This window comes from Paraburkholderia sp. RL17-347-BIC-D (assembly GCF_046027915.1).
Taxonomy (GTDB): domain Bacteria; phylum Pseudomonadota; class Gammaproteobacteria; order Burkholderiales; family Burkholderiaceae; genus Paraburkholderia.
Window position 1 is genome coordinate 1 of sequence record NZ_JARESS010000034.1, and the last position, 18786, is coordinate 18786.

At 62.4% G+C, this 18786-nt stretch carries 17 protein-coding genes; 7 read left to right on the forward strand and 10 right to left on the reverse strand.

The genetic code is table 11. The annotated features are described in order from the left end of the window. Window positions 1–183: 183 nt before the first annotated feature. The 4 genes from cpaB to P0D96_RS33050 all read right to left on the reverse strand — a co-directional run bounded on the left by cpaB (window position 184) and on the right by P0D96_RS33050 (window position 2094). Window positions 184–1017: a Flp pilus assembly protein CpaB gene (cpaB, locus tag P0D96_RS33035; RefSeq protein ID WP_132377625.1), complete on the reverse strand. Its 834-nt coding sequence runs from the start codon at window positions 1015–1017 to the stop codon at window positions 184–186. A gap of 37 nt (window positions 1018–1054) precedes the next feature. Beyond that, window positions 1055–1591: an A24 family peptidase gene (locus tag P0D96_RS33040; RefSeq protein WP_408317788.1), complete on the reverse strand. Its 537-nt coding sequence runs from the start codon at window positions 1589–1591 to the stop codon at window positions 1055–1057. 135 nt (window positions 1592–1726) lie between these two features. Then, on the reverse strand, window positions 1727–1903 hold the full coding sequence (locus tag P0D96_RS33045) for a Flp family type IVb pilin (protein ID WP_132377627.1): 177 nt from the start codon (window positions 1901–1903) through the stop codon (window positions 1727–1729). Further along, window positions 1900–2094: a hypothetical protein gene (locus P0D96_RS33050; RefSeq protein ID WP_408317790.1), complete on the reverse strand. Its 195-nt coding sequence runs from the start codon at window positions 2092–2094 to the stop codon at window positions 1900–1902. Before P0D96_RS33050 ends, P0D96_RS33045 begins: the two co-directional genes overlap by 4 nt. Window positions 2095–3271: 1177 nt before the next feature. Here P0D96_RS33050 and P0D96_RS33055 point away from each other — a divergent pair. After that, complete coding sequence (locus P0D96_RS33055) at window positions 3272–4111, forward strand: metallophosphoesterase (protein WP_408317792.1); 840 nt, start codon at window positions 3272–3274, stop codon at window positions 4109–4111. 66 nt (window positions 4112–4177) lie between these two features. Here the strand turns inward: P0D96_RS33055 and P0D96_RS33060 are convergent, their stop codons facing one another. From P0D96_RS33060 to P0D96_RS33075, 4 genes are all read right to left on the reverse strand, one after another. Beyond that, on the reverse strand, window positions 4178–5065 hold the full coding sequence (locus P0D96_RS33060; RefSeq protein WP_408317878.1) for an amidohydrolase family protein: 888 nt from the start codon (window positions 5063–5065) through the stop codon (window positions 4178–4180). A 102-nt stretch (window positions 5066–5167) separates the two neighbouring features. After that, window positions 5168–6202, reverse strand: a complete 1035-nt coding sequence (locus tag P0D96_RS33065) for a substrate-binding domain-containing protein (protein WP_408317793.1) — start codon at window positions 6200–6202, stop codon at window positions 5168–5170. Window positions 6203–6240: 38 nt separating this feature from the next. Beyond that, entirely contained in the window at window positions 6241–7236 is a 996-nt protein-coding gene (locus tag P0D96_RS33070) for an ABC transporter permease (RefSeq protein WP_408317795.1), read from the reverse strand. Between the two features lie 49 nt (window positions 7237–7285). After that, a complete protein-coding gene (locus P0D96_RS33075) occupies window positions 7286–8812 on the reverse strand; it encodes an ATP-binding cassette domain-containing protein (RefSeq protein WP_408317797.1) in 1527 nt (508 codons plus the stop codon). Between the two features lie 382 nt (window positions 8813–9194). Between P0D96_RS33075 and P0D96_RS33080 the strand changes: the two genes are divergently transcribed. The 5 genes from P0D96_RS33080 to P0D96_RS33100 all read left to right on the forward strand — a co-directional run bounded on the left by P0D96_RS33080 (window position 9195) and on the right by P0D96_RS33100 (window position 14323). After that, window positions 9195–10091 carry a LysR substrate-binding domain-containing protein gene (locus P0D96_RS33080; protein WP_408174859.1) on the forward strand — a complete coding sequence of 299 codons (897 nt, stop codon included), beginning with the start codon at window positions 9195–9197 and terminating at the stop codon, window positions 10089–10091. A 198-nt stretch (window positions 10092–10289) separates the two neighbouring features. After that, window positions 10290–11039 (forward strand): SDR family NAD(P)-dependent oxidoreductase, encoded by a 750-nt coding sequence (locus P0D96_RS33085; protein ID WP_408174860.1) that lies wholly within the window; start codon window positions 10290–10292, stop codon window positions 11037–11039. A 73-nt stretch (window positions 11040–11112) separates the two neighbouring features. Next, complete coding sequence (locus P0D96_RS33090) at window positions 11113–12441, forward strand: MFS transporter (protein ID WP_132377636.1); 1329 nt, start codon at window positions 11113–11115, stop codon at window positions 12439–12441. 38 nt (window positions 12442–12479) lie between these two features. Then, window positions 12480–13325: a transketolase gene (locus P0D96_RS33095; RefSeq protein ID WP_408174862.1), complete on the forward strand. Its 846-nt coding sequence runs from the start codon at window positions 12480–12482 to the stop codon at window positions 13323–13325. Next, window positions 13322–14323 carry a transketolase family protein gene (locus P0D96_RS33100; RefSeq protein WP_132377638.1) on the forward strand — a complete coding sequence of 334 codons (1002 nt, stop codon included), beginning with the start codon at window positions 13322–13324 and terminating at the stop codon, window positions 14321–14323. The genes P0D96_RS33095 and P0D96_RS33100 overlap by 4 nt, the downstream gene beginning before the upstream one ends. A 111-nt stretch (window positions 14324–14434) precedes the next feature. On the opposite strand, the gene P0D96_RS33105 is transcribed toward P0D96_RS33100, so the two are convergent. Both P0D96_RS33105 and P0D96_RS33110 read right to left on the reverse strand, forming a co-directional pair. After that, window positions 14435–14767 (reverse strand): DUF2322 family protein, encoded by a 333-nt coding sequence (locus P0D96_RS33105; protein ID WP_408317800.1) that lies wholly within the window; start codon window positions 14765–14767, stop codon window positions 14435–14437. A gap of 83 nt (window positions 14768–14850) precedes the next feature. Beyond that, the gene (locus P0D96_RS33110) at window positions 14851–16764 is read right to left on the reverse strand and encodes an SMP-30/gluconolactonase/LRE family protein (protein ID WP_408317802.1); all 1914 of its coding nucleotides are present in this window, start codon (window positions 16762–16764) and stop codon (window positions 14851–14853) included. 317 nt (window positions 16765–17081) lie between these two features. Here P0D96_RS33110 and P0D96_RS33115 point away from each other — a divergent pair, with 317 nt between their 5' ends. Further along, window positions 17082–18755 (forward strand): FAD-dependent oxidoreductase, encoded by a 1674-nt coding sequence (locus tag P0D96_RS33115; protein ID WP_408317804.1) that lies wholly within the window; start codon window positions 17082–17084, stop codon window positions 18753–18755. Window positions 18756–18786 lie beyond the last annotated feature (31 nt).

Sequence of the window (18786 nt, forward strand, 5' to 3'; positions counted from 1 at the left end):
CTACCCGGGGGGGGCCCCGGGGCGCGCGCGTATCCGCTTCGCGCTCGCCGCGCGGGTGCTGCGGCGCGCTGGCGCGCTGAGTCGTTATGGCGTTCATGTCCTACCCCCGTTATATGCCGCTTTTTTTGCGTGCCGGTCTGGATGTCAGTCACGCATCGGTCGCGGCTTGCAGGCTCGAGCCTGTCAAAAGCATTCTTGTCTTGCGTCGGCGCCGTCGAGCACTCGCACGCAGTTGGCCGGCGCATGCGCCGCCACCTTGCGCACGATGCGCACCGGCTTCGGCTCGGGTGCGGGCACCACGGCGACCGGCGTTTGCAGCAGGCTGGCCTTGGTGGCGCCGGCGGTGTCGATCGCTTTCGGATCGATCTGGTTGCGCAACACCAGCGACAGCGTGCCGATGCTGCGTGCAAGGTCGATCTTCTCGGCCTGTTCCGGCGACACTTCGAGCGTCACCGCGTCGACCACCTTCGGCTTGGTTTCGTCGCGACCCACTTCCTGCGCGACGGCCAGCACGAGAATCTTTTCGAGCACGATCTTCGAGATGTTCTGGTCACGCGTTGCACCAGGGTCGCGGCCATCCTTCTGCGTGTTGACGATGATGTCGACGTAATTGCCCGGCAGCGCGAAGCCCGCGACGCCGATTACGTCGTTCACCCGCACCGTGATGGCGCGCTTGCCTTCGCCGATCACCGCCGAGAGGCCGCCGAGCGTGCCGACCGGCGTGAGCTTCGCCTCGAGAATCGGTTCGCCGTGCAGCAGGCTTTCCTTCAGCACGCGGCCGTCGAGTTTCTGGATGTCGGTGAAGGAACCGGGCGGCACGCTATTGGACGGCCAGTCGGTGAGCTTGAGGAAGTCCGGGCCGATCCGCTGACCGAGATTGATATCGGATGCCGCCACCACGACCTTGGTCGTGGCATTCGACGACTGCGAGACCATCCAGCGCGAGGCGAACACCACCGCGGTGAGGCCTGCCAGCGTCGCGATCAGCAGCATCGTTACAGCGCGCGCGTTTTTCATTTTCAACCCCCGATTTTTTGCCCAGTTCCGGCACGCGTCACACGCTGGCGAACAACACGCATGCGCTGCCTATTGCTATCGCGACGCCGTAGGGCATGGTCCCCGTCGCACTGCTTTCAGCCACACTGCCCGACCTTCGCAGCACGCCGTTTCCCGGCGTCGCGCAGCTGATCACCAATGCCGCCACCCCGCTTAGTCCGGCGCGCATCTGGCGACGCCGAAGCCATACTGCGAGCGACCCGATCCCACCGATCACGCAGGTCGCCAAACCTATTTCGAGTGCGCCGTAAGCGCCGCAGAAAGCGCCGATCGCCGCCATCAGCTTCACGTCGCCCGCGCCCAGCAGCCGCATCGCGTAGCCCGGCAGGAAAATCGCGCCGCCGGCCAGCAGGCCGCCCAACCACATCGTCATTCCGTCGACACCGCCGTGCGTGAACCACTGCACCGGCATCGCCACGATCAATCCTGTCGCCACCAACCAGTTAGGAATCCGGCGCGTTTGCATGTCCCACAGTGCGGCGACGAGTACCAGTGTCATCACGCACGGTCCAACCGGAAAGGGAACCCCGTTCATTGCCTGCTCCGTTTCAACGATCGAATTGCCCTTCTGGAGTCGTTTCTTTTGAGCGCTGGGCCGTCGCTACCCTGTCTCGAAGGACCGTCGAGGCAGGGCGGGCGATCGGCTTTGCACCCGCTGCTACGCAGTGCGTCAGGCCGCGGCGGTGGCCAACTTGGTCGAGATGGTCGTGAACACGGCTTTCAGGTTCGTGCCCATCGTCGTCACCGTCGCGATGATCGCCACTGCGATCAGGCCGGCCAGCAGGCCGTATTCGATCGCTGCCACACCGTCTTCTTCGCGCAGAAATTTCTGGATCATGTTCTTCATGCTAACCCCCGTAGAGTGAAAGTTGACTTCGGTTTTGTGCCGTCTTCAGCCGCCTGAAAAACAGGCGTATCGAAGCGGCGTTCAAGCCCGTCACGAGGACGGAAAAAAGGGGCGAGGCCAACGCTTTGCTTCGTCACGATCACAAGTGGCCGATACCCCGTATCGATCACCGTGTCGTTGTTTATCGACATCTGTTTTCGTTGACCCCGCCGCACCCCGTAAAACGCGTGGACTTCCCCGAACGCGGTTCACGAAGACTGTTGTTGCTGCCGGAATCTTTTTGCTGCGTCCCGGTTGCAACGTGTTTTTTCGTTTTGTGACTCTCTATTTGCAACGGGTATGCCAGCAGGCCTCAAACCCTTGCTGGGCAAGGATTGGCGATTCGGCGGGGAGTGCTGGATCAAGTTCGCAACACGCGATGACTCGAATTTGAGACACCGGAAAGGGCCGGGGCGGAGCCCGCCTACCATGCTCCGCGCATTATTTCCGGCGTGTGGAAAACCCTTAGGACCATTGGCTGGCAATGGTTCGACAAATGCGTCGGTCAAACATGCTGCCATTGAGCGGACAAAAGTACGTTTTACTGGGCGCGTCCGGAATGTTGCAAGCGTGAGACGGACGGCCTGAGAGCGGCGCGCTGGCACGGCAGCGAAAAGCGATGTCCGCACGCTTCCCTATGTGGGGTAGCGCGCATTGCGCGATTGACGGTCGATCGCCCGATTGTTCTCGCGCGCGATGAAACGCTTGGGATCGACGCCGCGGCAAAAAATTTTGGGGTTTCCGCGAGGAAAGCATCCCTTGCCCCCGGATGATGCGCGGCGCCTTGCTATGGCGCTTATCAGCGCGATTTGGGGCCCATTCGGCATCGCAGTTTGGCAAGCGCAACGATGAAACCATCGTTCATGGCGCGCGCCATGGCGACCTGGACAGCGAAGAAGGGCGACGCGTCCGGTTTCGTTCAGCCCTGCGAGCCGGCCCAGTCAGTGGACGCGCCCACAACGGTTGGTCGTCGAGGACATCGGCTATGAACTGCGAGCGCCTTCACGCGGCACTTGTAACCGAGCGTAAAAGACACTGCCGGCGCCACCCGACTAATGCGACGATGTCGCCGCTCCGCCCGCACCCCACCAAGGCCCCGTTCGTCCTGAAGCTCGATCCAGACGATGGAAACGGCATGCTCGTCCCAACACCTCGTTACAAATCGACACTAAAAGCGCCCAATCGGCGGTCAACACTGAGTGACGCGTTGCGACTGCGCGCGAAATCCAGCCAGCGAGGACACGTTCGAGGTCGAAACCATAGGGGCTTCGCGCAGCAACCGTTCAGAAGTCTTTCGTCGTTTCACGTCAACCTCATTGCGGTGAAAACATGCAGCAGACTTTCATACCCGTGCGACGCTTCAAAAAGAACACGGCCGGTCGCGACTTCGTCGTAGGCGATCTGCATGGCTGTTTTAGCCGGCTTCGAAGAGAACTGGAACTGCGCCGGTACGACCCGTCTCGCGACAGGCTTTTCGCCGTTGGCGACCTGGTCGATCGGGGCATCGAATCGCCGGCGGTGCTCGAATTCGTGAATCGATATCGGATTCAATCGGTGCGCGGCAATCATGAGGACACGATCGTGCGGTGGCACCATCACGGCGGCAAGAACGCGTCGATTCGCTCCAACGGCGGAGAGTGGCTGTTCGACATGGCTTACGACAAAGCGGCGCTGGACGACATCGTGACGTATATGGCGGCCCTTCCCTACGCGATCGAAATCGAAACGGACGACGGCCTTGTGGGAATCGTGCACGCCAACGTGCCCATGCAATCGTGGCCGAAGATGGTTCAGGCGCTCGAACAGGAGGACCGCAACGGACCGGTGCGCCGAAAGGCCATCTGGGATCGCTCGCGCTGGATTCCGGGCAAGGCGGCAGGTTTTGTTTCGATGCGGCGGGCCTTCGCGCAACTGTGCCAACGGTTTGCTTCGGGATGGCGCGACCCGGGCGGCCGCATCGACGGCGTGGCCGCGGTCATCGTCGGGCACACGCCGGTGCGGGAGCCGAGGGTTCGCGGCAACGTCATCAACGTCGATACGGGACTGGTGTATGGCGGAGCGCTGACGCTACTGCGTCTGGACGAGATACCCATGCTGCTCAACCGCACCGCTCGCGAACAACCCGCGTTCGGCCGGTCGAAAGGATATCCGGCGGGTTCGGGCGTGTGATCGGGCGGGCGATTGCGCGCTCGCCGTCCGCCATTCCATCCGCCCACGCCAACCGTCTCGCCGGCATCACAGCCTGTACACCCGCTCCGCGTTGTCATGAAACAGCGCAGCCCTTTCCTGCGCAGAGAAGTCCCGGGTAATCTCCTTGAACGCGTTGAACACGTCGTCGTAACTGCTGAACAGTTTGTCGACCGGAAAGTTGCTCGCGAACATGCAGCGCTCGACGCCGAATGCTTCGATCGCGTGCAGGACGAACGGACGGATGCTGTCCACGGTCCACTTCCAGTCGCCCATGCCCAGACCGGAGATCTTGCAGAAAACGTTGTCCGCTGAAGCAAGCAAGGTCATGCTCTTTTTCCACGCCTCGATCTCTTCGGGAGCGCGATCGACTGGCATGCCGGTGTGGTTGAGCACCATGGGCGTATCGGGGAAGTCGCGCGCTAGTGCGAGCGCCTCTTCCATCTGCGTGTAATAGAGTTGTAGATCGAACGACAAACCGTACTCCTTGAGCAGCGCATAACCGCGCCGCCATTGCGGATCGCTCATCAGATGCGGGCTGTCGATAAACGTCTTCACCGGATCGCGGTGAAAATTCAGGCATTGGCGAATGCCTCGCACGTTCTTGTACTGACAGTGCTCTTCGATCACGGCCTGTGCGTTCGGCGATGACAGATCGGCAAAACCGACAATGCCATGTGGATAGCCGTGTTTGTCCGCGACACTCTGAAGCCATCGTGTTTCGGCCACCGGATCGTTGTGGTCGTATTCGACCTGAAGATGAACCGTCTTCACCACGTTCTGATTCTTGATGTCGGCAAGAAAATCGTCGATCAGATAGTCCTTGCGAATGGCCAAATAGTCTCCGAACACGCGTTTGAGCATCGGCCCTTGCAACCACGGATAGTTGCCGGTCTTCAGATCGTACAGGTGATGATGCGGGTCGATGATAGGCAGATTGTCCACAGTGCCTCCTTATAGGGTTATACGACGCGCCGCTCGGCTCGCGACAAAACGCAACGCAACGAGCGGCCGCGCAATCAACTCAACATCGACTCCTCAGTACTTGCCCGCTGAAGGCGGATAGACACGCTTGACGGTGGCCTGTGCGTCCGGCTGATCGATCGTCTCCTTCGTCACGAGCGGCTCCTTGAGCGCGAGTTCCTGGGTGGTCGGCTTGTGGTTCAGCGCATTGAACACCTGCGTGGTCGCGTCGATCCCTTGCCCCACCGCCTCCTGCAGGAAGATGCCCTGGATCGTGCCGTCGCGCAGCAGCTTGATCGTCGTCGGACTGCCATCGGCGGTGACGACCGCTACCTTGCCGACAGCACCACGCGTTTGCAGCGCCTTGGCGGCGCCGGTCGCGGCTTCGTCGTACATGCCGTAAATCGCCTTGACGTCCGGATGAGCGGTCAACACGTCGTTGGCCTGCTGCACCGCTTCATTGACCGTGAGCCCGTGCGTTTCGAGCACCTGCACGAGATCGCAGCCATCGGCCTTGAACGACTCCTGCGCGCCCTTCATATACTTCTGCGCATTCTCGCGATCCTGCGGCAGCGACAGCATCGCCACCTTGTTGCTGCCGCGTTCTTTTGCGAGCTTGCAGACGTACGTGCCCTGAGCCTTGCCCGTATCGTAGTTATTCGCGGTCACGGCCGACGTATAGTCCGTCTGTCCCGCTTGCGGCCCGATACCCGTAAAAGCCACCGGCACGGACTTCGACTTCAGAAGACGCAATACGGGCGGCGTGCTGGTCGAACTGACCGGCCCGATCACGATCGCGTTGACGCCGCGCGTCATGGCCGTGCGCACGTTGTCCATCTGCTTGGCCGGCGAGTTCTCCGAGGTGAACTCGACGTAGTCCATGCCGAGTTCCTGCGCCCGTTGCTTGACGCCATACGCGACCCACTGCCAGTACGAAATATCCAGCGACGGCGCGATATACGCGACCGTCTGCTTGTCCGCCGCCACCGCCATCTGCGAGGCGAACGCCGCGGCGAGCGCGACTATAGATGCCGCCACCGCTGCCGCCGCGACCCGTGCGACCGGCCGGCCCGAGAATCCGCCAGCTGATTTGAACGTGCACTTGTTCATGATGTGTCTCCTTCCTGATAGTTTTAGCGAACCCGTGCTCAACGCCGGGCTTTGGTAACGCGGTCCACGAGAACCGCGATGAGAATCACGACACCGGTCACGGTGCCTTGCCAGAAACTGTTCACTCCGATCAGATTGGCGCCGTTCTGAATGATCGTGATCATCAGCGCACCGAGCAGCGCGCCTATCGCCGAACCGGTCCCGCCGAACAGGCTCGCGCCGCCGATCACCACGGCCGCGATGGCCTGCAGCATCAGGCTCGATCCTGCGGTGGCTTCCGCATTGCTGATGTACGAGACGCTGACGATGCTTGCAAACGAAGCCAGCAAGCCCGAAAGCAGATACGCGCCGAGCCGCACGCGATTGACAGGAATCCCGATCACGCGCGCCGACGAACTGCTGCTGCCGATCGCATACAGCCAGCGGCCCGCCACCACCTTGCGCAAGCAGAATTCGATTGCGACGAGCAGCAGCACGCACCACAGCGCATAGTTCGGCAGGCCGGGAATCAGCGTCCCCGAATCGAGCAGCCAGTAGTCGGGGTTGGAGATCGGCAGCGAATGGCCGTCGGTGACGATAAACGAGAGGCTGCCCGCAATCGCATACGTACTCAGCGTCACGACGAACGGCGCGAGTCCGACGAACGTCACGAGTGCACCGTTTAGCGCGCCGATCAGGATGCCGACGGAGAGTCCCGCGACACTGCTCGCGACCGCGCCGTAGCCGTGCGCCATCGCAAGGCCGGTGACCATGCCGGTCAGCGAGAACACCGAACCGACAGACAGATCGATGCCGCCGGTGATGATCACGAGCAACACGCCGAACGCCATGATGACGAGCGGCGCGGCCGCCTGCGTCACGTTGGAAATATTGCCGCCCGACAGCGCGGCCGGCACGATCATGCCGACCGCGAGTTCGATCACGATGATCGCAATGGCAATCGCGATTTCGGTGCGGTAGGTGGATAGCAGGCGGCGCCCCGCGCCGCTGCGTTTGGGCTGCCCCTCCACGATCGGATGAGTGGCTGATTTCATGACTGTCTCCAGAATGATGATGTTTTGTGCGAAGCGGCATTAGCCTTCGCTAGGCGGCCATGCCCGTTGCGGCGGCGAGTTGCGTTTCGTTGACGTCGGCGTGCCGCAAGACTTCGGTGGGCTTGCCGTCCAGATCGAACGCGAGCACGGTGTCGCACAGTTCGACCAGCTCGATGTATTCGGTCGACCACCAGACGATCGTCGTGCCCTGCTGCGCCATCTTGCGAATCAACGCGTAGATTTCGCGCTTCGTGCGAATGTCCACGCCGCGGGTCGGCTCTTCGAGCACCAGCAGTCTTGGGCGGAGTAATAGCCAGCGGGCGATCAGCAATTTCTGCTGCGTGCCGCCGCTCAGTGTGGCCGGCAGGTCCCACAGCGAGCCCGCGCGAATCTTCAGTGCGTCGAGCAGCCGTGTGCTCTGCTCGATCTCCTCGCGCTTCACGACACTGCGCCGGTTGACGACACGCGCCGCCGCGACGAGGTTGTCGACGATGGGCAGCGTGGCGAGCACCCCCTTGTTCGAGCGATCGCCCGAAACGAAGCCGACGCCATCGCGCGCACCGGCCGAAGGATGCCCATAGCTGACGCGAGCGCCGTCGCGTGTGATGGCCCACGAACCGGCGGGCGCGATGCCGGTCAGCGCATCGATCAGCGAAGACGGACCGACCGGCGCACCCGCTAGACCGATGATCGCGCCAGCCGGCACCTCGATCGCCACGCCGTCGCGTTCGATGCGCAATGCGCCTGCATGGATGCGCGCACCGTTACCGCCGGTGTCCTGCTCCGCCAACTCCGCCGACTCCGCGACGCTTGCCGCCGCCTCGTCGACCACGATGCTCTGCCCCATGCATTCGATGATCTCGCGGTCCGTGATCGCATCGAGCGCGACGCGATCGACGGCCGTCTTGCCGTCGCGAATGATCGTGCAGACGTCGGCGATCTGGCGAATCTCACGCATGCGGTGCGAGACGAACAGCACCGCGAGCCCCGTATCGGCGATCAGTCGCCGTAACACCGCAAAGAGCCGAATCGTTTCCGCGGCGGTCAGATTGGCGGTCGGTTCGTCGAGCAACAACAGCTTGGCGCCCGAGCCGAGCGCGCGTGCGATCTCCACGAGTTGACGCTCGTGCAAGGTCAAATCGCCGACCAGCCGTCCCGACGATTCACGCGCGAACTGCGGATCGATCAGCGACAGCGCTTCGACGGCGATCTCCATCGACGCGCGTTCGCTATATTTCGCCGTACCGCGCCGCAGCCGCGGCATCGCGATGTTCTCGGCCACGGACAGATGCGGCAGCAGTGCCAGTTCCTGATTGACGACCGCGATAGTGCCGGCGGCAACGTGCCCGCCTACGGATGCGCCGATCGCTTGCCCGTCGAATTCGAGCGTGCCGCCGTCGCGTTCGAACTGACCGGAGATGATCTTGATCAGCGTCGATTTGCCCGCGCCGTTGCCACCCAGAAAAGCGTGCACTTCACCGGGTGCGATCGAAAGATCGAATCCCTTCAGCACGCTCGTCGGTCCAAAGCTCTTGACGATCGAACGCGCCGTCAGCAAGAAGCGTTGCTCAGTCATGTCCTGTCTCCTTCCGCGTTTTTCCGCACGCTGCGTATGTTCTGCGAGCGCGTGGTATGAAGCCCACCGGTACACCACATCGGCGTAGACCGGCGAGTGCTTTCACTGGATAGGGGAACGAACGGGATGAAATGGCTGCGTATGAGCGTCGGCTAATCGCGCGCTCACCGGGAAAGTCGGATAATCCATTACTGTCTCCTGCACAGTTGTTGCACTGCGCAACCCATGTTTATGATTAGCCGCTCTGCGGCAGTGAAACTGCCGGATCAGTATCGAGAGGACTTCATGCATCCCTGGCTGTGCGGCTTGTCGACAGAATGGCAGTGCGAATGGCGTGCGAACAAGGCGGTTTCATTCAACTGCATCTGAAAAAAATTTCACTATGCGCATTCCACCTGTCAAAGCCATCGTCGCGTTCGAGAGCGTGGCCAGAACGAAAAGCGTCAACCGGGCCTCCGAAGAGCTCGGCTTGACCGCGTCGGCCGTCAGTCATCAGATCAGCAATCTCGAGTCGGTGATCGGCCAGCCGCTCTTCTATCGCTCGGGCCGTGGGCTCGTCCTCACGCCGACCGGCGAGCGTTATCTGTCCGATGTGACGGGATCGCTGGCGGATCTGAGCCGCGCGACCGAACGCGCGTCGAGTCGCACCGACGTCGATATCCTGCGGGTGCATTCGAGCCCCAGCTTCGGGCTCATGTGGCTGCTGCCGCGGCTCGCGTCGTTTCAGGAAGCCAATGGCGATATCCAGTTGAATCTCGCCTGCTCATATGAGGACGTCTCGTTTACCAGCGGTTACTACGACATCGACCTGCGCCACGGTTACGCGAATTGGCGCGACCTCGAAGTCAGAACATTGCGCGGCGAATTCATCGCACCGCTCGCGTCGCCGAAATATCTGGAGAGCCATCCGGTAACAACGCCTGAAGATCTGCTGCAGCATCGGCTGATCTACTCGGAGACGCCGCTCGTACAGTGGAAGCAGTGGTTCGGGCGTACCGGCGTATCGGCCGCCCATAAGACCTTCGACTTCTCCTTCGACCGCTCGTACATGTCGTTGGAGACAGCAGCGCTCGGCCTCGGCATCGCGCTCGAAAGCGTGATGCTCGCCTCGGTTCGGATCAGGGAGGGCAAGCTCGTGCCCGTATTCGACGATACGCACGCTGTGGAAGTCGGCGCGCATCATCTGGTCTATCCGCCGCAAAACGCCGAGCTTCCACGTGTCACGCGCTTTATCGCGTGGATCGAGCGCGAAGTCGGACGCATGGACCGCAAGGCCTGAGACCGGCATCGATCTTTGCCAGGGTTTTCCAGCATCACATGCGCTGAGAGTGCGAATGCGGCGTCGCACCATACAACGCCTGCTTCGAAGCAGCACGTCACCTGAAAATTTCTCAAACATAGTTGAGCAGTACGTCGTTGATGCGACCGGCCGCGCAGTAGACACTTCGGCCATCACATCAACACTCAGGAGACAATCATGCTGTTGGAGAACAAAGTCGTCATCGTGACCGGCGCCGCCTCACCGCGCGGAATCGGCAAGGCAACCGCTAAAGCACTCGCCGCTCAGGGCGCACGCATCGTCATTCTCGATCTGCGCGAAGAAGACGCGCAGCGCGCCGCCGCCGATCTCGGTGACGCGCATCTAGGCCTCGCCTGCGACGTTACCGACAAAGACGCGTGCGTCTCGGCCGCCAAAGCGACGCTCGAGCGCTACGGCCGCATCGACGGCCTCATCAACAATGCCGGCATCACGCAACCGGCGCGCACGCTGGACATCACGTCCGAAAACTTCAACGCGATCGTCGACGTCAATCTGCGCGGCACGCTCTACATGTCGCAAGCTGTGCTGCCGGCGATGAAAGAGCAGAAGAGCGGCAGCATCGTCTGCATGTCGTCGGTCTCCGCGCAACGCGGCGGCGGCATTTTCGGCGGCCCGCACTACAGCGCGGCGAAAGCCGGCGTGCTCGGTCTTTCGCGTGCAATGGCCCGCGAGTTCGGCGGCGACAGCATTCGCGTGAACTCGATCACGCCCGGTCTGATCCAGACCGACATCACCGGCGACAAGCTCACTACGGACATGCGCGCCGACATCATCAAGGGCATTCCACTCGGCCGTCTCGGCGACGCGAGCGACGTGGCGAACGCGTGCCTGTTCCTCGTCAGCGACCTGTCGACCTATCTCACGGGCATCACGCTCGACGTGAACGGCGGCATGCTCATTCATTGACGCGTTGCCGCTTGCAGAGAGCGGCAACGTGCCCGGCACCCAGGCCATCCCGGGGCCATGGAAGGAGACACACATGAAAACGAAATACCCCGCGGCATCCCTTGCCGCCGACCTACCGAACCAGGCGGACTCGACGAGCTTCGAGTCGAAAACCTACGCGAAAGTCAGCCGCCGCCTGATCCCGTTCCTGATGCTGTGCTATCTCGGCGCCTATCTCGATCGTGTCAACGTCGGCTTCGCGAAGCTGCAGATGCTCAACGATCTGCGCTTCAGCGAAACCGTGTACGGCATGGGCGCAGGGATTTTCTTTCTCGGCTATTTCCTCTTCGAGGTGCCGAGCAACCTGGTGCTGCATCGTGTCGGCGCGCGTAAGTGGCTCGCGCGGATCATGTTGACGTGGGCGGTGATCTCCGCGTGCTTCATCTTCGTGAAATCGCCTACAGCCTTCTACGTGCTGCGTTTTATGCTCGGCGTCGCCGAGGCCGGCTTCGCGCCCGGTGTGATTCTCTATCTGACCTACTGGTTTCCGGCCGCGCGCCGCGCCAAAGCGTTGTCGCTGTTCTTCATGGCGATACCGCTGGCCGGCATTATCGGCGGCCCGCTGTCGGGCTGGATCATGCACTCGCTGCAAGGCGCGATGGACATGGCCGGCTGGAAGTGGCTGTTCCTACTGGAAGCACTGCCCTCGCTCGTGCTCGGCGTCGCGATCCTGCTCTATCTCGACGATGGCATCGCGAAAGCGAAGTGGCTGACGGATTCCGAAAAGACGCTGCTCGCCCGCAATGTGGCCGGCGACAACGCGCATAAGATCGCCCACGTCTCGGTCAAGTCGTTCATCGGCGACCGCCGCTTGTGGCTGATGGCCGCGATCTACTTCTGCGTGGTGCTCGGCCAGTACGGCCTGACGTTCTGGCTGCCGACCATCATCCGCAAATCCGGCGTCGCGGATCCGCTGTGGATCGGCGTGTTCACCGCGATTCCTTATCTGTGCGCCATCATCGCACTGCCGTTGGTCGGCATGAGCGCAGACCGTCATCGCGAACGCCGGCTGCATCTGGCGATTCCGATGCTGATCGCCGCGGCGGGCTTCATCCTGCTGCCCGCAATCGGCAGTGTGCCGGCCTCTATCGTCTGTCTGAGCGTCGCTGCCGCCGGCATTCTCGCGTCCTCGTCGCAGTTCTGGTCGCTGCCGACCGCGTTGCTCGGCGGCATGTCGGCCGCAGCCGGGATCGCCGCGGTGAACTGCATCGCCAATCTCGCGGGCTTCTTCTCGCCGGCGATCGTGGGCTGGCTCAACGATCTGACTGGCAAGTCGACAGCTGGACTGATCTTTATCTCGGTGGCCGTCACGCTCGGCGCTTGCCTCGTGTTTCTGGTGCCCGCGAAGTCCGTGAACCGCTGAACCCTTCTTACTCTTTACGACTGATCACAGGAGACAACATGAACAGTCCAGAACGCGTGCCGACGGCAAGCCTTGCCGAACACGCATACCGTATCCGTAGAAACGCGCTGTTGATGGGTGAAGTGCAGGGCCAGGGTTATATCGGCCAGGCGCTCGACATCGCCGATGTTCTCGCTGTCGCTTACTTCGGCGCCATGCGCTACCGGCCGGAAGATCCCGAATGGGAGGAGCGCGACCGCTTCCTGCTGTCGAACGGACACTACGCGATCGCACTGTATGCGGCGCTTTTCGAAGCCGGCATTCTGCCCGCGGAAGAACTCGAAACCTACGGCAGCGACGACAGCCGCTTGCCCATGTCGGGCATGGCGAGCTACACGCCCGGCATGGAGATGTCCGGCGGCTCGCTCGGCCAGGGCTTGACCATCGCGGTGGGCCGCTGCCTCGGCCTGAAGCGCAAAGGTTCGAAGTCATTCGTGTACACGCTGTTCTCCGACGGCGAACTGGACGAAGGCGCGATCTGGGAAGGCCTGATGTCCGCGAGTCACTGGAAGCTCGACAACCTGATCGCCGTGGTCGACGTGAACAACCAGCAGGCCGATGGTCCGTCGACGCAGATCATGGCGTTCGAACCGCTCGTCGAGAAACTGGAGTCGTTCGGCTGGTTCACGCAACGCGTGGACGGCAACGATATCGTTGCCGTGGCGGCCGCGTTCGACGCGGCCCGGAAGCATCCGGTTGCGCAACCACGCATCATCATCGCCGATACGCGCATGGGTTGCGGCGTGCCGTTCCTCGAACAACGCGAGAAAAACCACTTTATCCGCGTCGATGCCCATGAATGGCAATTGGCGCTCCAGGCACTCGAAGTAGGGAGACAAGCATGAGCAACGCAACCGCGAGCAAACCGCGCCTGAAGACCTCCGCGATGATCGCGTCGATCGCGAGCGAAGGACAGGTCACACGTTCCGCGCCCTTCGGCCACGCGCTGGTGGAACTGGCGCGGCAAAAGCAGAACGTGATCGGCATGACCGCCGACCTCGGCAAATATACGGACCTGCATATCTTCGCCAAGGAATTTCCGGAGCGCTTCTACCAGATGGGCATGGCCGAGCAATTACTGATGGGCGCGGCATCGGGATTCGCGCATGAAGGCGCGCAACCGTTCGTCACGACCTACGCGGTTTTCGCCACGCGCCGCGCGTACGACTTCATGCATCAAACGATCGCCGAAGACAATCTCGACGTGAAGATCATCTGCGCGCTGCCGGGCCTGACGACCGGCTACGGTCCCAGCCACCAGGCCGCGGAAGATCTCGCCCTGATGCGCGCGATGCCGAACATGACCGTGATCGATCCGTGCGACGCGCTCGACATCGAGCAGATGGTGCCCGCGATCGCCGCGCATCAGGGCCCTGTCTATGCGCGCCTGCTGCGCGGCAACGTGCCGGCAGTGCTCGACGAATACGACTACACGTTCGAACTCGGCAAAGCCAAACTGTTGCGCGACGGCGCGGAAGTGCTGGTCATCTCGTCCGGCATCATGACGATGCGCGCACTCGAAGTGGCGAAGGCATTGGAGAACGACCGGATCGGCGTAGCCGTGCTGCATGTGCCGACAATCAAGCCGCTCGACACCGAAACGATCGTGCGCGAAGCGAAACGCTCGGGGCGGCTCGTGGTGGTCGCCGAAAATCATACGGTGATCGGCGGTCTGGGCGAAGCGGTCGCCGCGGAACTGATGCGCGCGGGCGTGGCGTGTCATTTCCGGCAAGTGGGTCTGCCCGATGCGTTCCTCGATGCCGGCGCGTTGCCGACATTGCACGACCGCTATGGCATTTCGACTGCCACGATGTCCGAGGCGATCAAGGGCTGGTTGAACTGAACGTGTGTTGATTGGCGACGCCGGCATGCAGCCGGCGTCGTCTTATCCGACCAGCGCGGCCTTGCGGATCGACTCGCCCGCCCGCGCCACGCTGATGACAATCAACTCATTTCAGCCAGCAGCCACGACGTCGATCCGCAACGCTTCGCCACCCGCCGCAATCGCGAGCAGGATGTCGACGTTCGGGTGCGCACCCGGACGATTGCGCGCATCGGCCGTATGCTCGGCGAACACCACGAGGCCGTGCTCGGCCGCTTTGGCGTCGAGCGTGCCGAACGTTTGCCGCAGATAGTTGTACACCGCAAGCGAGCCCTGCTTGCCCGGCTTGTTCTCCATGCTGGCCACCACGGCGCCCTTGCCGTCCAGCAGATCGATACGCGCGATACCGTCGATAGCCGGCATCTGCGCGAGGTTGTCCTTGAATACGTTGCCCGGTTGAATCATTGAAACCACTCCTTGTGTTCGGAAAATTGCGGCGCGGGCCGTATCTTATCCGATAGGGAGTGTCATAGCCGAGCGCACGGTCGTCATGGCGTCCAGCGATACACCACCATGCTCGAACCGTTGTAGTTGTCTTTCGTGATCACATACTCGCCCGCGGCTCTGAGATACGCCCGCAGGCCGTACATCGAATCGACGTCGTTGCCGACATCCACGGTTCCCGGACTCGAATTGATCAGCGTGGTGACGAGCTGACCCGTAGTGAGATTGAAGACGTCGATATTCGGCACTGTGTGCACATAGCCGACGAACAGATAATTGCCCGCCGCCGTGATCGACTTGGGATTGGCGCTGGTGAGAGTGATCACCGGGTCGGGCCGCGTGGCGTTGCCCGCGCTCCAACCGTGATAGACCTCGATGCGTGACTGCATGGCCGTCCAGTCCCAGCTTCCCGCAATGCCCTGCGCGAGGATCATGGTGTCGCTCTCCGCGAGGTAGAGGATGCGCGTGAGCGGCCGGATGCTTTGCGGAATGGAGATCGTGACCGCCGGGCTCCAAGTCGGTTTGCCGTTGCCGTCGAAGCCGCTCAGCGGATAGTGATAGATGTGATTCGTCCGGTCCAGACCGGCCCACACGTCGCCCCTGCTATCGATGCTGAAGCCGCCCGTGACCTGCAGATTCGTATTGAACGCCGCTCCCGGAATCGACGCGTCCGGTATCGCTATGTAGCCGCTCGCCGGATTGAAATGGAAAAAATAGAAGACGCCGGGGTTCTGTCCGGACGCCACCAGAATCCGGTTACCGCCGACCGTGACGAGCTGGCCGAAGTGCTCGTCGCGCTGCGTGTCGTTCATGTTCAGGCGCGGATCGGACGGATACGTGAACGGGTCGACCGTGTTCGCGACGAAGGTGCCGCCCGCCGTGCCGGTGTAAATGTGCGTGCCGCTGTAGAAGTAGGTGCCGTCCGTCGACGGGTCCGGGGCCGCGACCGCTTCGAAGTTGAGCGACTGCAGCTTCCATTCGAGGTTGCCGGCGCTGTCGTAGGCGTGAAGGTCGGTGGCGCCGTTGCGCCCGAGGTCCCAGCTGCCGCCCCACGGGTTGTTGAGCACGTACAGGTTGCCGGCGGCGTCCTTGCCGATGCCGACCACGCGTGTGAAGCGCTTGTCGCCCACCTGCCCTTTGATGCCGCTGGTGGTGTCGAGATAGCCGCCCTGAATGCCGAACGTGCCGATGAGCGTCGGCGTGCCCGCGATCGTGTAGCGCTTGATATTCATGTCCGGCCCCTGGTCGCCGACCATGAGTTGCGCGGACGCGGCATCGAAATACAGCGCCGAGGGCCGCGACGTCGCCGGCATCTGGATGGTGTTCAGCAGCGCGCCGGCCGGACTGAATTCGACGATCGTGGCCGCGCTCTGCTGCGCGACCCACAGACTGCCGGCGCTATCCAGCGCCAGCGCACCGGGACCCGATACCTTGATGTCCTGCTGCCAGACGCCGTCGGTCGTGAAGACGCGCACGCGATTGCCGTAGAAGTCGCTCGCATACAGCAATGAGCCCGCAGTCGCGAGTCCGGTGATGACATCGGCATGCGGTATCGCGGTCCACACGCTGACGGGGATGATCAGGTCACGCGTCTGGGTCGCGCGGTTGTAGCGCCCCACCGAGCCGCTGCCGAACGACCTGTTGTATTGCAACGCTGCGAAGATCGACGTGGCATTGCCGGTAATGGCGCTGCCCTGAAAGTCGGCGTGCGTGCCGATCGAGCCGAGGCTCTGGCCGTTCTGATAGATCGCGACGCCGCCCTCGTTCTCGTCCCACAACGAAGCCGTGTAGATCACGCCTTCCGGCGCGACCCATAGCGAGCGCGCGGTGTTGCCCACGTGCGCGGCGAGTGTGCCGAACGTATTGCCCAGCCAGTCGGTGGTGTATTGCGCGTAACAGGTCTGCGCGAACAAGATCGCCGCGCACAGGAGCGTGGCACGGATATGGTGCTTGACCATGAGTAATGCTCTCCGAACAATCATTTCTCGACAATGTAACTCGCCAGATATGAAAAGTCGGTGATTCGTATGAAGATATGTTCAAGGCCCAGCAATTAAACCATGCAGCGTGCATGTAAATGGAAATGGGCCGCCCACGAGCAAGCGGCACACCCCTCTTTTTCGCACTTTACCTAGGCCTGGTCTCAGGCGCACAATCTCTGCGGATAGGACGGTCCGCCGTCGTCTCCGGTCCATGCAGACCGTTCGCGCCGATGCGGCATCCGGCAGCAAGCTCACCACGGCGCGCAGCACGCGCCCTCCATTCGGAACGCCCCATGAGCAATAAGTCGTCAAGCAGACGTGAAGACCTGGTGCCCGGCGGCAGCCGCCACCATCAGATTTTTCCAACGCTCGATGAACGTCAGTTTGCGGTGCTGGAACGATACGGCGAACGGCGCCGGCTGAAGGCAGGCGACATCCTGTTCACCGAAGGCGACCGGCACATTCCTATGTTCACCGTCGTCTCCGGCGCGATCGAGGCGACGCGAGGCGCCGGCGACAAGCGCCACGTTCTGGGCACGCACGGCCCCGGCTGCTTCACCGGCGAGGTGGGCACGCTCGCGGGCCGCGGCGCGGTAGCGACGGCCCACGCCATCAGCGATTGCGAAGTGATCGTGATCGACGAGGAATCGCTGCGGGCGCTCGTCGTCGCGGAAGCGGAGTTGAGCGAAACGATCATGCGCGCGTTCATCCTGCGGCGCGTCGCGTTCATTCAGGATCAGCACGGCGGTCTGCTGGTGATCGGCAGTTCGGCTTCGTGGAGCACGCTCGTGCTGCGGCATTTCCTGAGCCGCAATGCGCAGCCTTTCGCCTACTTCGATATCGTCGAGCACGAGGAAGCCAAGGGGTTGCTCGAACGTTATAACGCAACCGAAGCCGATATACCGGTGATCGTCACCCTGCAAGGCAATGTGCTCAAGCAGCCGACCAACCGGGCGGTGGCCGATGCGATCGGCCTGAGCCCCGACCGGCTGAACGGCGAACGGTTCGACGTGGTCGTGGTCGGCGCGGGACCGGGAGGTCTTGCGGCCGCGGTGTACGCGGCCTCCGAAGGACTGAGGGTCGCGGTGCTCGACACCAAGGCGCCCGGTGGCCAGGCCGGCACCAGCTCGAAGATTGAAAATTACTTTGGATTCCCGACCGGCATCTCGGGGCAAGCGCTTGCCGGCCGGGGCCTGTCCCAATGCCGCAAATTCGGTGCGGAAGTCGGCGTGCCCATCGAAGTGCTCGGCATCGAATGTGAGAACGCGCCGCCCTTTCATTTGCGCCTCAATTACAACGAGCACGTGTATGCCAGCGCGGTCGTCATCGCGACCGGCGCGCGCTATCGAAAGCCGCTCCTGCCGCGCCTCGAAGAGTTCGAGGGAAGCGGCATCTATTACAGCGCGACCTATATGGAAGCCGCGTTCTGCAACAACCAGGAACTGGTCATAGTCGGTGGCGGGAATTCGGCTGGGCAGGCCGCGGTGTTCCTGTCGGGATTCGCGCGTCACGTGCATATCGTGATTCGCGGCGACGGACTCAGCGCGAGCATGTCGAACTATCTGATCCGACGGATCGAAGCGGCGGCGAACATCAGCGTTCATATGCGCACGCAGATCGTCGAACTGAACGGCGAGACCCAACTCGAATCGATCAAGTGGGACAGTCAAGGCCGCATCGAGGAGAAACCGATCCGCCATGTGTTCCTGTTTCTCGGCGCACAGCCGAGTACCGGTTGGCTAGGCGATTGCGTCGCGCTCGACAAACACGGCTTCGTCCTCACGGGTCCCGATGCGGTTCCGCAGTGGTCGTCGGACCGCCCGCCTCATTATCTGGAGACGAGCCGGCCCGGCATCTTTGCTGTAGGCGACGTGCGCAGCGGCTCGGTGAAGCGGGTTGCGGCCGCCGTCGGCGAGGGAGCGGCCGCGATCCAGTCGCTGCATCAATATCTGGCGCTGAACAGGTGAGACCGGGCGCTGCGTGCGCCTGGCGGCCAGC

Excerpts from the sequence above, each read along its gene's own strand:
- cpaB (WP_132377625.1), bottom strand. The coding sequence starts at position 1,017 with ATGAAAAACGCGCGCGCTGTAACGATGCTGCTGATCGCGACGCTGGCA.
- P0D96_RS33040 (WP_408317788.1), bottom strand. The coding sequence starts at position 1,591 with ATGAACGGGGTTCCCTTTCCGGTTGGACCGTGCGTGATGACACTGGTA.
- P0D96_RS33045 (WP_132377627.1), bottom strand. The coding sequence starts at position 1,903 with ATGAAGAACATGATCCAGAAATTTCTGCGCGAAGAAGACGGTGTGGCA.
- P0D96_RS33050 (WP_408317790.1), bottom strand. The coding sequence starts at position 2,094 with ATGTCGATAAACAACGACACGGTGATCGATACGGGGTATCGGCCACTT.
- P0D96_RS33055 (WP_408317792.1), top strand. The coding sequence starts at position 3,272 with ATGCAGCAGACTTTCATACCCGTGCGACGCTTCAAAAAGAACACGGCC.
- P0D96_RS33065 (WP_408317793.1), bottom strand. The coding sequence starts at position 6,202 with ATGAACAAGTGCACGTTCAAATCAGCTGGCGGATTCTCGGGCCGGCCG.
- P0D96_RS33070 (WP_408317795.1), bottom strand. The coding sequence starts at position 7,236 with ATGAAATCAGCCACTCATCCGATCGTGGAGGGGCAGCCCAAACGCAGC.
- P0D96_RS33075 (WP_408317797.1), bottom strand. The coding sequence starts at position 8,812 with ATGACTGAGCAACGCTTCTTGCTGACGGCGCGTTCGATCGTCAAGAGC.
- P0D96_RS33080 (WP_408174859.1), top strand. The coding sequence starts at position 9,195 with ATGCGCATTCCACCTGTCAAAGCCATCGTCGCGTTCGAGAGCGTGGCC.
- P0D96_RS33085 (WP_408174860.1), top strand. The coding sequence starts at position 10,290 with ATGCTGTTGGAGAACAAAGTCGTCATCGTGACCGGCGCCGCCTCACCG.
- P0D96_RS33090 (WP_132377636.1), top strand. The coding sequence starts at position 11,113 with ATGAAAACGAAATACCCCGCGGCATCCCTTGCCGCCGACCTACCGAAC.
- P0D96_RS33095 (WP_408174862.1), top strand. The coding sequence starts at position 12,480 with ATGAACAGTCCAGAACGCGTGCCGACGGCAAGCCTTGCCGAACACGCA.
- P0D96_RS33100 (WP_132377638.1), top strand. The coding sequence starts at position 13,322 with ATGAGCAACGCAACCGCGAGCAAACCGCGCCTGAAGACCTCCGCGATG.
- P0D96_RS33105 (WP_408317800.1), bottom strand. The coding sequence starts at position 14,767 with ATGATTCAACCGGGCAACGTATTCAAGGACAACCTCGCGCAGATGCCG.
- P0D96_RS33110 (WP_408317802.1), bottom strand. The coding sequence starts at position 16,764 with ATGGTCAAGCACCATATCCGTGCCACGCTCCTGTGCGCGGCGATCTTG.
- P0D96_RS33115 (WP_408317804.1), top strand. The coding sequence starts at position 17,082 with ATGAGCAATAAGTCGTCAAGCAGACGTGAAGACCTGGTGCCCGGCGGC.